This is a genomic window from Stenotrophomonas sp. PS02301, assembly GCF_029959485.1.
GTDB classification, from domain to species: domain Bacteria; phylum Pseudomonadota; class Gammaproteobacteria; order Xanthomonadales; family Xanthomonadaceae; genus Stenotrophomonas; species Stenotrophomonas maltophilia_Z.
The window spans coordinates 1-14,309 of record NZ_JASCOO010000020.1 but is presented as its reverse complement, the minus strand read 5'-3'; the positions used below and the strand labels follow the sequence as shown (position 1 = coordinate 14,309).

The 14,309-nt window shown below is 70.4% G+C and carries 7 protein-coding genes; 4 read left to right on the top strand and 3 right to left on the bottom strand.

What is annotated here, in order from left to right:
• Window positions 1-18: 18 nt before the first annotated feature.
• Window positions 19-4,803, bottom strand: coding sequence for an ATP-dependent helicase (locus tag QMX81_RS07715; protein ID WP_282260266.1), 4,785 nt, complete (start codon window positions 4,801-4,803; stop codon window positions 19-21).
• Window positions 4,804-5,052: 249 nt separating this feature from the next.
• Between QMX81_RS07715 and QMX81_RS07710 the strand changes: the two genes are divergently transcribed.
• Window positions 5,053-6,840 (top strand): FAD-binding protein, encoded by a 1,788-nt coding sequence (locus tag QMX81_RS07710; RefSeq protein ID WP_282260264.1) that lies wholly within the window; start codon window positions 5,053-5,055, stop codon window positions 6,838-6,840.
• A gap of 18 nt (window positions 6,841-6,858) precedes the next feature.
• Here QMX81_RS07710 and QMX81_RS07705 read toward each other — a convergent pair whose 3' ends face one another.
• Together QMX81_RS07705 and QMX81_RS07700 are read right to left on the bottom strand one after the other, a co-directional pair.
• A complete protein-coding gene (locus QMX81_RS07705) occupies window positions 6,859-8,052 on the bottom strand; it encodes a histidinol-phosphate transaminase (protein WP_282260262.1) in 1,194 nt (397 codons plus the stop codon).
• The gene (locus tag QMX81_RS07700) at window positions 8,049-10,724 is read right to left on the bottom strand and encodes a TonB-dependent receptor (RefSeq protein WP_282260259.1); all 2,676 of its coding nucleotides are present in this window, start codon (window positions 10,722-10,724) and stop codon (window positions 8,049-8,051) included. The genes QMX81_RS07705 and QMX81_RS07700 overlap by 4 nt, the downstream gene beginning before the upstream one ends.
• A gap of 421 nt (window positions 10,725-11,145) precedes the next feature.
• On the opposite strand from QMX81_RS07700, the gene QMX81_RS07695 reads away from it, so the two are divergent.
• The 3 genes from QMX81_RS07695 to QMX81_RS07685 all read left to right on the top strand — a co-directional run.
• Window positions 11,146-13,038 (top strand): DUF885 domain-containing protein, encoded by a 1,893-nt coding sequence (locus QMX81_RS07695; RefSeq protein WP_282260257.1) that lies wholly within the window; start codon window positions 11,146-11,148, stop codon window positions 13,036-13,038.
• Between the two features lie 155 nt (window positions 13,039-13,193).
• On the top strand, window positions 13,194-13,997 hold the full coding sequence (locus tag QMX81_RS07690; protein WP_282260255.1) for a DUF2092 domain-containing protein: 804 nt from the start codon (window positions 13,194-13,196) through the stop codon (window positions 13,995-13,997).
• A gap of 2 nt (window positions 13,998-13,999) precedes the next feature.
• Window positions 14,000-14,309 (top strand): hypothetical protein (locus QMX81_RS07685; protein ID WP_282260253.1); only part of this gene is annotated, 310 nt, incomplete at its 3' end.

Genomic DNA, 14,309 nt, shown 5'->3' with positions numbered 1-14,309 from the left:
GTCTTCGCCTCTCCCTGCTCATCCTTCCCAGCTGATGCCTTTGGGCGCGCTGGAGAACCCGGCGGCCCGCAGTGCGTCCATCGTCCCATCGCGCCGCGCCGGCGCATCGTTGATCAGCTCCACCGTGAACGAGATCCGCCGCCCCCGCCGCAGTGCACCGACCAGCGCCTGCGCCGCGGCAGCCGTCGTGCCGGCCAGGGACACATCGTCCGCATCGAAGAACGTCAGCAGCTGGCGCCCCCCCTGGGCCAGGTACATCAACAGACGCCCACCGCCGATCACCACCACGGCGCCGGCACGTCGCACCGGCCGGACCGCCGAGCCGTGCACCGGCCAGGGCACCACGGTACCGAACGGGTTGGCCGGGTCCACTGCGGACAGCCCGATCGCCACCTCGCCAGCACCGGGCCGCAGGGCCTCGGCGACGCCACGCAGCCGATCCACGATCAGGCGATCGGCGAACTGGGCCCCGCCCAGCCCGTCCACGAAGCGCCCGCGCAGCACCCGGCCCGCATCCTCCATGCCGCGATACACCTGTTGCAGCGCCGGGAAGCCGCCGGCGATCCCTTCGGCCATCGCGGCGCCGCGGGTCACGATGCCGTGCCGGTCCAGCAGCCCCTCGGCCAGCGCCACCGCGCGCGCCGTGTCACTGATCGCCTCACGCTGCAACAGCGACCAGCGTCCGGCCAGCGCGGGGGCCGCAAAGCTGGCGATCACGGCCGGCGCGCCGTCGGCCAAGGGCGTGTCGTGCATCGGGATGCCACGGATGCGTCGCCCGCGCCGGGAGGCGCGCGCGACCCGCGGCCGTGGCGCGCGGGCCCCGGCCATGCCGCGCAGCGGCGCCCACAGATCCGTGGTCAGGTGCCCCGACCAGGCCAGGCCCCACAAGGCATCGTGCAGCTGCGCGGCGGTGATCTCCATGGGCGGGTTGCCGGCCCGCGCCCCGTGCGTGCCCACCGCGGTGGCCAGCTGGCGCGCGAAGTACGCCCCCCCGTCGGCCAACACCTGCAGCAGCGCGTCCTGCAGGGGCGACAGCGCGGTTGCCACCGCAAGCGCGGGCAGCGTTTCTGCCGCGAATTCCTGCAGGTGCAGCGAGACCAGGCCATCCTCCTCGCCAAGCCGCCCGTGCCCGGCCCACACCACGGTGCCCGTAGCGAGCAGCTCATCGAGCATCGCCGGCGCGTAATCGACCACGCGCGCAGGCAGGATCTGCTGTTCCCACACCGAGGCCGGCAGCGCCACACCAGCCAGCAGGTCCACCACGCGCAGCACGCCGTCGATGCCCTCCAGCGCACCCGGCCCGCGGTGAGTGATGCCACGTGCAGCCTGTTCGGCATCGGCCAGCAGCCCATGCCGCTCCAGCAACAACAGGGCATAGGCGTCGCGCGTGACCGGCCGGGTCGCCTCGCGTGCCGCCTGCAGCGAGCGCACCCGCAGCCGACGGAACACCGCCTCACCCACCCATTCGTGACGGGCCAGCGGCGCCGGCTCGGCGGCTGCGCCGACGGCCTCGGCATCGCGACGCGCCACACCGAAACGACCCTTGAGCAGCTTGCCCTGCGTTTCCAGCTGCGTGAGTGCCGCATCGGCCACGGCCACGCCCACTCCGAACGCGGCCGCCACCTCGGCCGTGGTGAACGGCGCATGGGTACGCGCATACCGGCCCAGCAGCTCGCCCAGCGGGTCCGATGAGGCCTGCAGGAAGGTCTCGGGGATGCCGCGTGGGAGGGTGACCCCCAGCGCATCGCGCAGGCGCGCGGCATCTTCGATGGCCGCCCAGTGCAGGCGGCCGGCGATCTGGACCTGGATCGCACGCCGCTCCGCAGCGAGATCATGCAGATGCCCGGCAGGATCGTCATCGACCCACCGCAGCACCATCGCCTCATCGGTGAGCGGGCCCAGTTCGCGCAGCAGATCGGCCGCCCCTTCCTTGCCGCGCGCACGGCGGTCGGGCGCCAGGCGCTGCAGCTCGCTGCCCACCTGCTCCACCACGGCCGCATCCAGCAGTTCGCCCAGATCGACCTGGCCGAGCAGATCCCCCAGCAAGCCGCTGTCCAGTGACAGCACCGACGCGCGTCGCTCGGCCAGTGGCACATCGGTGCCGTACATGAACTCGGCGACGTAGCCGAACAGCAGGTTCGCCGCGAACGGCGACGGCACCTCGGTGGTGACATCGGCGATTGCCACGCGGCCGTCGGTGAGCCGTTGCATCAGCGCCCCCAGCGCATCGAGATCGTAGACGTCCTGCAGGCAATCACGTGCGGTCTCGATCAGGATCGGGAACTCGGGATAGCCCTGCGCGATGGCCAGCAGTTCACCAGCGCGCAGGCGCTGCTGCCACAGCGGCGAGCGACGACCCGGCGTGCGCCGCGGCAATAACAGTGCGCGTGCGGCACATTCGCGGAAGCGCGCGGCGAACAGGGCCGAGCCGCCCACGGCGCGTGTCACGTCGCTGCGCAGCCGCTCGGGCTCGAACAGGAACAGCTCCGCGCCCGGCAGGCGCCCCTCCGCGTCGGGCAGCCGCGCGATGATGCCGTCGTCGCTGGCGACCACCGCCGGATCCACGCCCCAGCGTTCGCGGATGCGTGCGGCCACCGCCAGCGCCCAGGGATCGTGTACGCGCCGCCCATAGGGGGAATGCAGCATCAGCCGCCAGTCACCGGCCTCATCGCGGCAGCGCTCCAGCACCAGCGTGCGGTCGGTGGGCAGCACGCCGGTGGCCTCACGCTGTTCGGCCAGCAGGCCGGCGATGTTGGTGATCGCGTTGTCCGCCAATCCGCAGGCCTGCAGCCGTTCCCGCAGCCCGGCCGGCATGCCCGCTTCGGCGACACCGGCATCCAGCGCACCGATGAAGGCACCCACCGCCTCGCCCAGTTCAGCCGGGCGGCCCACGCCCTCGCCGCGCCAGAACGGCAAGCGGGCCGAACGCCCCGGTGCGGGAGTCACCACGACCTGGTCATGGGTGATCTGCTCGATCCGCCACGAGGTGGCGCCCAAGGTGATCACATCGTTGACCCGTGATTCGTGGACCATCTCCTCATCGAGCTCACCGACCCGGCGCGACCCGGCACGCTCCTCGCCTTCCGGAAGTACCACACCGAACATGCCGCGGTCCGGGATGGTGCCACCGCTGGTGACCGCCAGCTGTTTCGCGCCCGGCCGCGCGCTCAGCGCACCGGTCTCGCGGTTCCAGACCAGCCGCGGGCGGAAGCCGGCGAAATCATCGGAGGGATAACGCCCGGCCAGCATGTCCAGGGTGGCATCGAACGCGCTGCGCGGCAGCGAACGGTACGGCGCGGCACGCCGTACGCGCGCATACCAGGCGTCCACGTCCAGTGTCTCCATCGCCGCCGCGGCCACTGTCTGCTGGGCCAGTACGTCCAGCGGGTTGCGCGGCGGATCGATCGCTTCGATCTCACCGGCCAGCATGCGCTCCACCGCCACGGACGCATCGATCAGGTCGCGCCGTGTGCGTGGGTAGACCAGGCCGGTGGAGATGCCCCCGACCTGATGGCTGGCCCGCCCCACCCGCTGCAGCGCGCTGGCGACCGAAGGCGGCGCGGCGACCTGGATCACCAGATCGACCAGCCCCATGTCGATGCCCAGCTCCAGGCTGGAGGTGGCCACGACACAGCGCAGCTCGCCGGCCTTGAGCGCCTGTTCGATCTCGCGGCGCTGTTCCTTGGAGACCGAACCATGGTGCGACCGGGCGATCAGCGCGTCCGCTCCGGCGGCCCGCCCGGCGGTGCCGCCGTTGAACGACCCGTAGTGCTCGGGGGCAGCCGCCGCTATCGATGCAAGCGCCGGGAGCTGGCCACGGGCGACACGGTCGGCATGCAGTTCATTCAACCGGGCAGTCAGCTTTTCGGCCACGCCCCGTGAGTTGGCGAACACGATCGTCGAACGTCGCGCCAGCACCTGGTCCAGGATGCTGGCCTCCACATGCGGCCAGATCGAGCCGACCCGGCCGGCGGACGCGGGTGCATCGGCGGTCGCGGGATGCGGCGGAATGTCGGCCATGTCCTCGACCGGCACCACGATCCGGACCTCCAGCGCCCGCTGCGACGGTGGATGGACCACGCTGACCGGACGGTCGCCGCCGAGGAACCGCGCGACCTCCTCCACCGGGCGCACCGTGGCCGAGAGCCCGATGCGCTGCGCGGGCACCTGCAGCAGCGCATCCAGCCGTTCCAGACTCAACGCCAGATGGGTGCCGCGCTTGCTGCCGGCCACCGCATGGATTTCATCGATGATGACGGTATGCACCTCGCGCAACGTCTCGCGCGCCTGCGAGGTGAGCATCAGGAACAGCGATTCGGGCGTGGTGATCAGGATGTCGGGCGGACGCCGCAGCAGCCGCGCCCGCTCCGCCGGGGTGGTGTCGCCGGTCCGGATCGCGACGGACAGGGTGACCGCCGGATCGCCGCGCCGCTCGCGTTCGGCACTCACCCCCTGCAGGGGCCTCTGCAGGTTGCGCTCGACATCGGCGCCGAGCGCCTTGATCGGCGAGAGATACAGCACACGGGTGCCGCGCTTGGTGGGCGTCGGCGTCGCCGTCGCCGGCCGCCCACCGCCCTGCTGCTCACCGCTGCGGAACAGCTGGTCGATCGCGTGCAGGAACGCGGCCAGGGTCTTGCCCGAGCCGGTCGGCGCGATGACCAGGGTGTGCTGGCCGGCGCTGATCGCCGCCCAGGCATGGTCCTGCACTGGCGTGGGCGCAGCGAAGGCTGCCGTGAACCAATCGCGCGTGGCCGGGGTGAAGGTGGCCAGTGCGCCGGAGGCGGGGTCGTTCGAGGTGGGCATGGATCCGGATGTCGTGGGGCACTCGCCCAGCGACGGCCGCGAGCGCAATGGAACCAGCCTAGGGTAAGCCGCGTCGGGCATGCGTCAATCGGCGCGGGACCGACGTGTCTGCGGCTGGCGCCGCCCGCCCCCGAGCCCCCGCCACTCGTCCCTTGATCACCGACATCCGGCCCCAGGCCAGGGCCGGCAGGCCTCTGCGGGAACACACTCGCTGGCATCGACCACGCTGCTGCCGCAGGAACGACCCTCATGAAACGACGCGATTGCCTCAAGGCCGGGCTGACCCTGCCGCTGCTGCCGATGCTGCTCAAGGCCGGCCCTGCCTTCGCAGCGACGCGTGCGAGGGTCCGCCCGGGCGCTGCGGGGTGGCCCGCTGCCGCCGAGTGGGACCGATTGTCGCGTGCCGTCGGCGGTCGGCTGTCGGTGCCGCAGTCCCCCTTCCTCGCTGACGCCGCCACCCGCGCCGCCGCGCTGGAGCAGCTGCAGAATCCATTCTTCCTCGGCGATGCGCCCGCGCTCACCCAGACCAGTGGTTACTTCGGCGCGTGGCGGTCAGTGCCCAGCGCGAAGGTGGTGGCCGCCGCCAACAGCGCCGATGTGGCCGCGGCGGTGAACTTCGCCCGCACCCACCGCCTGCGGCTGGTGGTCAAAGGCGGCGGGCACAGCTATCACGGCACCTCCTGCGCGCCGGATTCGCTGCTGGTCTGGACCCGCGCGATGAACCAGGTCGAGCTGCACGATGCTTTCGTCGCCCACAACGCCCGCGCGGGCACGGCGCCGCAGCCGGCGGTCAACGTAGGCGCCGGGGCGATGTGGATCGATGCCTACGATGCGGTCACCACCCGCGGTGGGCGCTATGTCCAGGGCGGCGGCTGTACCTCGGTGGGCGTGACCGGCCTGGTCACCGGCGGCGGCTTCGGCAGTTTCTCCAAAGCGCATGGCACGGCCGCGGCCAGCCTGCTCGAAGCCGAGATCGTCACCGCCGACGGGCAGATCCGCACCGTCAACGCCGACAACGACCCGGACCTGTTCTGGGCCTTGAAGGGCGGCTGCGCGGCGAGTTTCGGCATCGTCACCCGGATGACGCTGCGGACCCATGACCTGCCCGACACCTTCGGCGGCGTCTCCTGCCAGATCCAGGCCAGCGACGACGCCAGCTGGCAGGCACTGGCGGTGGAGATGCTCCGCTTCTACCGCGACACGCTGTGCAACCCGCACTGGGGTGAGCAGTTCACCTTCAAGGACACGCGCCGGCTGTCGATCTCGATGGTGTTCCAGGGTCTGTCGCGCGACGCGGCCGAAGCGACCTGGACGCCGTTCCTGGACTGGGTCCGCGCCCGACCGGTGTACACGATCACCGAACCCTTGCAGGCACTGGCGATGCCGGCCAGAGACTTCTGGGACGCGGACTTCTTCCGCCGGCACGCCCCTGCCCTCATCGCCGAGGACACCCGCGACGGCGCCTCCTCACGGCACATGCTGTGGAAGGGCGACCAGGGCCAGGTCGGCTGGTTCCTGCATGGCTACGCATCGGCGTGGCTGCCGTCGGGGCTGTTGGACGATGCGCAGCGTGAGCAGGCGGCCGCCGCGATCTGTGCGGCCGCCGATCACATGGATGTCGGCCTGCACTGCAACAAGGGCCTGTTCGGTGCGCCGGCGGCGGCGCTGGCCGCCAGCCGCGACACGGCCACCCATCCGGCCGTGCTGGACGCCTTCGCGCTGGCGATCATCGGCAATGCCAGCGGGCCGGTGTATCCGGGCCTGGGGCGCACGGTGGATGAGCCCCGGGCACGCCGGGGCGCCTTGAACGTGGCGCGCGCCTACCAGGCCCTGAGCGTGGTGGCGCCCTCGGCCCCGGCCTATGTTTCAGAGAGCGACTACTTCCAGAAGGACTGGCAGCAGGCGTTCTGGGGGCCGAACTACCCCCGGCTGCAGGCCGCCAAGCGCCGCTACGATCCGCAGGGCCTGTTCGTGATCCATCACGGTGTAGGCAGTGAGGACTGGAGCGCGGATGGCTTCGAGCGCATCGGCGGCTGACGGCGCGTCGGGCAGCGTCTACGCCGCCGCCCCACCCTGGGCCTTGCCCAGCTGGGCGAGCACGCTGCGCAATGCCTGCTGCGCACGCCGGTTCTCCGCCGGCGTGCCGACGGTGATCCGCACCCAGGTGTCATACGGGGCGAACACACGGGCGATGCGCACGCCCTGTTGCAGGAGCCCGGCGGCGACGGCTGCATGGGGGTGCCCGGTATCGACGAACACGAAATTGCCGGCCGCTTCGGTCGAGCGCAGGCGCAGCCCGCTCAGCACCTGCTGCCAGTGCCGCCGCTCCGCCGCCACGCTGCGCCGGACCTGGGCCACGTGGGCGGGATCGGCGAGTGCCGCCGAGGCAGCGGCCAACGACAACTGGTTCTGCGCGTGCGCGCCGCCGACGCCGCGCTGGCGCAGTGCCCCGGCGAGCGCCGCAGGCACCAGCGCATACCCGACCTGCAGCCCGGCCAGGGCATGGATCTTGCCCAGCGTGCGGAACACCACCACGTTCTGGCCCTGCCGCAGCAGGCGCACCGCGCTCAACGTGGCAGCATCCTCGCGGTAGTCGAGGTACGCCTCGTCGACGATCACCAGCGTGCGCGCCTGCGCGGCGCTCACGAAACGATCGAACTCGGCCCCGGGGCTCAGCGTGCCGGACGGGTTGTGCGGATTGACCACGAACAGCGCGCGGGTATCCGGCGCGATCGCCGCCAGCAATGCGGGCAGATCATTCTCCAGCCGCGCGTTCAACGGCACTTCCACCGCCCGGCCGCCAAAGGGCCTGGCCGCATCCACCAGGGCGCCATACCCGGGCACGCTGTAGATGAACCCACCCGCGCCCTGGCTCAGCGCAAGATGCTGGCCCAATGCTTCGAGCACTTCACCGACGATGACCTGTTCGGACGCGACCCCTTCCAGCGTCGCGATCTGGCTCTGCAACGCCTGCAGCTGCGCGGCGCTGACATACCGCGGTGCCTCCGCCAGCGCGCGCTGTACCGCGGGCCCGACCCGAGGTGACGGGCCGTAGCTGCTTTCATTGAGGTCCAGCCGCAGCAGGTCCGTGGGGCTCCCGGCGGCCGTCACGCCTGCCGGAGCGGCCGGTGCAGCGGATCCAGCGGCCGGCGCCAGCGCGACCGCTGCGGCACTGGTCAGCCCGGCACGCAGCCAGTAGCGGCGCTGCGGATCGGCAGGCAGGTGGCCTGCAGTGGTGGAACGGGTCATTGGAAACGGGCCTCCAGGCGTGCGTAGTAGTAGGTGCCACTCCAACCGAACGGCGACAGCTCGCTGTACGGGAACACGCCAAAGGTATCCGCGCCGGAGACCTGCGGGGTGGTGGCGATGTTGCGGGTGGGATAGGTATTGAACAGATTGTTGGCGCCCAGCACCAACGTCACCGTCTCGGTCGCACGGAAGGCAATGTCCAGATCGGTGACCCAGCGCGCCTCCAGCTTCTGGATCACATCGACATTGCCAGCACTACCCGCTTCGGTCGGCAGCGTGCGGAAACGGGTCGAGCCCTGCGCAAAGGCGGCGACATTGGCCGCGCTCTGGTTGGTCGCCGCCACGCCTTCGATCTCGCCATAGCGGTGCGTGCCCAGGTGGAGGCCCCAGCGGCCGACATCCCAGCCCAGCGCGAGGGTCAGGTTGTCGCGCGGCTGGCCTTTCTCCACCCGGGTGCGCTCGGTGACATCGAACAACGGCGTGCGCACGCCGAGCGCGGTCAGCTGCGCCGGGGTCGAGGCGACATGGGTCAGCTCGGTCTTGTTGCGGTTGTACGCCACGGTCGCGGTGAGCCTGCCATAGTCCGCCAGCTCCCAACGGTAGCGCGCGGAAGCGTCCACGCCGGTGGTGCGGGTATCGGCGGCGTTACTGAAGTAGCGCACGCTGGTCACGCCCGGTGAGCCCAGTGCGGCCAGGTAGTCACGGATCGCGGTGGACCCGGCCGCATCGACGAAGTTGCTGGAAAGAAAGATCCGGTCGTCGATGTCGATCCGGTACACATCCACCGACGCGCTCAGCCCGCCGATGCCCCAGGTGAGGCCCGCCGTGACATTCGTCGCCTGCTCCGGCTCCAGCGAGCGCGCCCCCAGGGCACGGGCTTCCACCGTATCCACCGGTGCGGTGCGCACCAGCACGTACTCGGGCACCCCGGTCACCGCGTTGTTCAGCGTGCGGCTGCTGGTCGAACTGAAGTACTGCTGGGCCAAGGCCGGCGCATGGAAGCCGGTACTGACCGAGGCGCGCACCGCCACCCCGCCGTCGAGCTGGTAGCGCAGGGCCAGCTTGCCGTTGGTGGTACTGCCGAAATCGCTGTAGTCCTCCCAGCGCCCGGCCAGCGAGACCAGGAAGCGATCCGTCACATCGGTTTCCGCTTCGGCGTAGGCCGAGACGTTGTGACGGTGATGGTTGCCGGCGTCCGCCGGCTGGATGCCCGCGAAGCCCTGCGAGCCGATCGTCGGCACCGCGCCGGCCGAGGGGCCATCAAGCACCCGCGCCGGCCCCCAGACGTAGGAGTTCAGCTCGCCGGGCGAAATGCCGTAGGTATCGCGGCGGAACTCCGCCCCGATCGCCAGCCGCAGCGGTGCGTGCCAGCCCAGCTCGATGCTGTTGTTCGCATCCAGATTGGTGGTCCACTGCGAGGCCTCCAGCGCACCGTTGTAGAACGCGGTGGGGCTGGCCGCACCCAGCGTGGCGTTGAGCGTGTTGCGGGTGCGGTAGACCAGCTTGTTGCGGCCGTAGACGCTGCTCAGGTCCCAGTGCCAGTCGCCGAGCAGACCTTTGATGCCTGCGCCGAGCGAGGCGTTGGTGCTCTGGGTATCGACCCACGGCAGGAACCCGTCCGGGTAGATCGCGCGCACGTTCTCGACCTGGCCAGCGCGGCGCAGGGAGGCGTTGGAACTGCCCTCGCTTACCCCGTAGCCGCTGAACGCATACGCCTCCCATCCTTCCGCCCAGGCGAGCGGCTTGCGCAGGTTGCCGAACACGGTCTTTTCCACGGTGTCGGCCGAGTCGGCGAAGCGCCACAGCGCATCGCGGTCGATGCTGGCTTCGCGTGGGTCGGCCACTGCACCCGCCGCCGCGCCCCCGATCGGGGCCAGGCCGGTACCGGAGCCGAAGGTGCCCGACGGCGCCACCGGTGCACCGTTGCGGCCGATCCCGAAGTACTGCTGACGGGTATCGGGCAAGGCGCGGTTGGCGGCCTTGCGGTCACGATAGTCCCAGGTCAGGTGCAGGCCGCCGCCGTCGGCAAAGGCCACGCCGGTGTCCAGGGCGACGGCCGTGGTGCCACCACCGCCGTCGCGGGTGGTGCCGCGGCTGACCCGCCCTTCAACGCCCGCATCCTCGCGCAGCACGATGTTGATCACCCCGGCAATCGCATCGGAACCGTATTGGGCAGACGCGCCATCACGCAGCACTTCGATCCGCTCGATCGCACTCACCGGGATCGCATTGAGATCGGTCGAGACCGCGCCCTTGCCCACCGTGCCGCCGGTGTTGACCCACGCACTGGCATGCCGCCGCTTGCCGTTGACCAGCACCAGGGTCTGGTCCGGCGACAGCCCGCGCAGCGTCGCCGAGCGGATGTGGGTGTTGCCATCCGGGGTGGTCGGGTGCGGGAAATTGAACGAGGGCAACAGCGACTGCAGGATCTGGCTGATATCGGTGTAGCCGCTGCTGCGGATGTCCTGCGCGCTCAGCACATCGATCGGCACCGGCGATTCGAGCACGGTGCGGGCCTGGGTGCGGTTGCCGAGGACGGTGAGCTGGTCGAGCTGGGTGACCGCCGGCGCACTTGCCACGGTCTGAGCATGGACCGGAACGGTGGTGAACAGGCTGGCAAGCACGGCGACGGACAGACGGCGACGTCGCAGCACGGTGGCGCGAGGATTCATGACAACTCCGAAGAGATCGGGCATCACGCCCGAAGAAGACGATGGAACAGCGCAGGCGGTACGTCAGCGGCGACATCGCCGTGGCAGATTCGAAGCAGGCAAGACACGTCCCCAGGTGACCCTGCGGGACATGTTGCAAACTTGTTGCAGAGCGTCAATCGGTGCGGACGCGTGCATTCGCGCCCCGGTGCGCAGGTGGGTAACGAGTGCGGGGCAAGTCACTGATTTCATTCGGCGCAGCCAACGGCGCCGCACCGATGTCCTTACTTCCGGGCATATCCAGATAGCCAACCGTGCGCGGCCGGCAGTGCCTGCACGCTGCCCGCATCTGCCCGCCTGCGCAGACATGACGATCCGCAGGTGCAGCCGCACCCGTGCAGGCGTAGCCTGCCCGCAGCCTGCCGCCAACGGAGATCGCCCTGTGATTACGACCTCGCCTGCCCGCCGTGTCCCTGTCCTGCTCGCACTGGCCATCGCAGGCGCACTGCTGCTGCCGCGAGCCGATGCACATGCGCAGGCGCCGTCCACGGTGAGCACACCGGCCACCGCCTCGTTCAACGCCCTGCTCGATGCGCAGACGATGGCTGCGATCAACGCCGATCCGGAACTGCGCACCATGCTCGGCATCAGCGACGATGCCAGCGGTGATCTGTCCGGCCAGCTGACCGACGTCTCGCTGGCCCGGCGCGAGGTCAACCGCCGCTTTCTTGTCGACAACCTGGCGCAGATCCGTGCCTGGAAAGGCGCGCCGCTGGACCCACAGCAACGCCTGAGCGACGGCCTGGCACGCTGGTTCTACCAGACCCAGATCGATCTGATGGCCGTGCCATGGGCCGCGGCGTGGTTGCCGGTCGGCGGCAGCACCTACGCGATCGACCAGTTGTTCAGCCTGCCGGTCAACCTGCCACAGTTCATGGACAACCAGCACGCGGTGACCGACGAGACCAGCGCCCGCCGCTATATTGAACGGCTGCACGCGATGGGCACCAAGCTGGACCAGGTCCGCGCCAACGTCGACATGCAGGCCCAACAGGGCGTGGTGCCGCCGGCGGTTGCGCTGGAAGGCGCGGCCAACCAGTACCGTGTACTGCTGAAACCGGCGCCGCAGGACAGCCTGTGGGTGCTGTCGTTGCAGCGCAAGCTGGACAAGGTGCCGTCCATCCCGGCGGCCCGTCGTGCTGAACTGATCGCGCAGGCCACCGCCGCGGTGCGGGACGCGGTGAACCCGGGCTATCAACGCCTGCTCGACAACGTGCAGGCCACGTTGGCGACCCATCCCGGCAACAACGGCGTGTGGGCACTGCCCGAGGGCAAGGCCTACTACGATGCCGCCCTGCGCTGGTACACCAGCACCGATCTGGATGCCGATGCCATCCACCAGATCGGCCTGCGCGAAGTGGCGCGGCTGGACACGGCGATGGATGACCGCCTGAAGCAGCTGGGCCTGCGCGAGGGCAGCGTGGCCGCCCGCATCGAACAGCTGCGCAAGGACCCGCGCTACCTGTATGAGGACAGCGACGCTGGCCGCAGGCAGCTGATCGGCGACATCGAACAGCGCCTGCGCGCTCTCGATCCGATCCTGCCCACCTACTTCGGCCACCTGCCGACGCAGAAGCTGCTGGTGCAGCCGGTCCCTGCGCACATGCAGGCCACCTCGCCCGGCGGCTACTACTACCCACCGGCGATGGACGGCTCGCGGCCGGGCACGTTCTTCATCAACCTGGGCGACATCACCTCCAATACGCGTTGGAGCATTCCCACCCTCACCTATCACGAGGGCGCGCCGGGGCATCATTTCCAGATCTCGATCGGCCAGACCCTGACCGAGCTGCCGATGCTGCGCCGCAGCCTCAACCCGAGTGCGTTCAGCGAAGGCTGGGCGCTGTACGCCGAGCAGCTGATGGCCGAGACCGGTGTGTACCGCGACGACCCCGCCGGTGATCTGGGCCGCCTGCAGGCCGAGATGTTCCGCTCGGTGCGGCTGGTGGTAGACACCGGCCTGCATCGCAAACGATGGACGCCCGAGCAGGCCATCGCCTACATGCAGGACAAGACCGGCATGACCCCGGCGGATGTGCGTATCGAGGTCTACCGCTACCTGGTGCAGCCGGGTCAGGCCGCCTCCTACAAGATGGGCCAACTGCGGCTGCTGGAACTGCGCGAGCAGGCACGCCGGGAGCTGGGCGACCGCTTCGACATCCGTGCATTCCACGACCTGATCCTGGGCAACGGGGCCATGCCCATGACAGTGGTCAGCCAGGCCGTGGACGCCTGGATCGCCGCCGGCGGACCGGCCTCCCCCCGGACACCATGATGCCCCTGCACAGCCGCCGGCCGCTGGCCGGTGCCTGCGTATAAATACCTAGCGCGTTACCGTGTAACTCCGGTTGTCCGCCGCGTGGGCGGTGCGCAGAGTGTCAGCAGGGTCGGCCCGTCGCGCGCCCCACCGACGACACTCTGGAGACTGTCATGCCGCGCACCTCATCGGGCCTGCTGTTGGCGCTGGTCCTGGCCGGACCGCTGCTCCTGCTTCCTCCTCCGCTTGCGGCGCAGCCCGCAGCGGCCAGCGTTGATGCCCAGGCCGTAAGCGTTGATCCCCAGGCCGTACAGGCGCTCACGCGCATGGGCGCGGCCCTGCGCGCGCTGCCGCACTTCACCCTCAACGCCACCACCAGCACCGAGTATGTGCTCGACGACGGCCAGAAGATCGCCCTGCCCGGCACCGTGGCGTACCGGGTGCTGGGGCCGGACCACTTCTTCGTGGAGATACAGAGCGAGGACCAGCACCGCCAGCTGTTCTACGACGGCAAAGCGCTGACGATCTACTCGCCGCGGCTGAAGTACTACGCCACGCTGGAGGGCCTGAACAAGAGCAGCCAGGCGTTGTTGACCGAATCGGCGACGACCTATGGCATCGAGTTGCCGCTGGCCGATCTGTTCCTGTGGGGCACGCCGGCGTTTCCGACCGATCAGCTGCAGTCCGCGCTGCGCATCGGCAGCGCCCGCATCGGGGGCGAGGCCACCCAGCACTACGCCTTCCGGCAACCCGGGGTGGATTGGCAGGTCTGGATTTCCGACACGACCCACCTGCCCCGCCAGCTGGCGATCACCAGCCACAGCGATCCCGCGTTGCCCACCTACCAGGCTACGTTGAACTGGGATACGCGGCGCACGGTGACCGCCAAAGAGCTGGCGTTCGATCCCAAGGGTGCGACGAAGATCGTGTTCGTACCGGTCGCGCTGGCCGTACAGACCACTGACGGGGAGAACTGAGCATGGACCGTTCCGCTTGCCTGCGCGCCGCGCTGGCCCCGGCCCTGATGACACTGATGCTCGGCGCCGCACTGCTGCCTGCCGATGCCGGGGCGCGCCCCGGGCTGCGCGGCTTTGCCCACCCCTCGATCGCCCATGCCGGCGGCTTCGGCGGGGGTGGCATGCCCCACGGCGGCGGTGGATTCACCCCGCACCCGCCGGGGCCTGGCCCCGCCCCGCATCCCGGCCCGGGCCCGCGCCCGGCGCCGGGCCCGCATCCTGGCCCCGGGCCCGGGCCCCCCCCCGCGCCGGGGGCGCGGCCCCGCCCCCGGC